The organism is Alcanivorax sp. HI0044, assembly GCF_001634945.1.
Genome location: NZ_LWEZ01000823.1, coordinates 1 through 885 on the forward strand (window position 1 = coordinate 1; position 885 = coordinate 885).

Annotated in this window: 1 pseudogene; it reads right to left on the reverse strand. The window is 60.9% G+C overall.

The annotated features are described in order from the left end of the window. Nucleotides 1-829 (reverse strand): annotated as a pseudogene (locus A3730_RS09780) (ATP-binding protein); the annotation flags it as partial. Nucleotides 830-885 lie beyond the last annotated feature (56 nt).

Below are 885 nucleotides of genomic sequence, written 5' to 3' on the forward strand. Positions count from 1 at the left end.
GGTCGTAGCGCATCAACGACACAATATCGAGCACGCGCAGGCCGATGCGCTGGCTTTCATGCTGCAACAGCACCGGGGCCTGGGCGAGGCCGCCCAGGTTGTTGATCTGGTCCAGCAGTGGGCGGTTCTGCCACAGTTCGGAGCGCAGTGTGCGTACGTCTTTCTGAATGTCCAGCCGGGTCTTGAGCAGGCTGCGCCAGGCGGTGGAGCTGGCTCCGCTAGGGGGGCGCAATGAGGGTAGCTGTAACCACAGCTCATCCAGCGTTTGCAGTGCGTCTGCAGGGGCGTTCTGTAGTTTGCCCAGCACCGCCCACACTTGTTGGATGTGCTGTTGTAGTACCTGGCTCGCCTGGCGAATGGAAGGGTCCGTCTCCGGGGTGTCGGACAGCGCCTGCAGTTTTGCATGGTGCGTTGCCAGATTCAGGAAGGCCTGGCGCTGGGGGAAATTGAGGCCGAAAAACGCTTGTCGCAAGGTGTAGAGCGATTGCTCCAGGGTGTTGATCTGTTGAGTCAGGGTGTCGATATCGTTCTGCAGGGCCGGGCATTTGCTGTCGACCACGGACAGCGGCTGCGGGTCGATCAGGGGCAGTAGCGGCCGCTGGTTCAGGGGGCGCCCGAGCAAGGTGTTGATCTGGTGCGGGGTGGGAATGTCGCCATCGAAAATGGATTGCAGGGTGTAGCGATCCGTACGCAGTTGTTGGCGCTGCTGTTTCAGCTGGGCGAGCGTCAGTTCGGCGGCATCACAGGCGGCATTTTCAGCAGCCTGAAGCGGGGAAATAACCAACAGGGCCAACAGCCCGAAAACCAGCCAGACGCGGGGCGATACCATTCGCTATTCCTCTGCTCCATGTAGGCCTGCGGTCAGGCTTTTGTGGTCATGCGTTG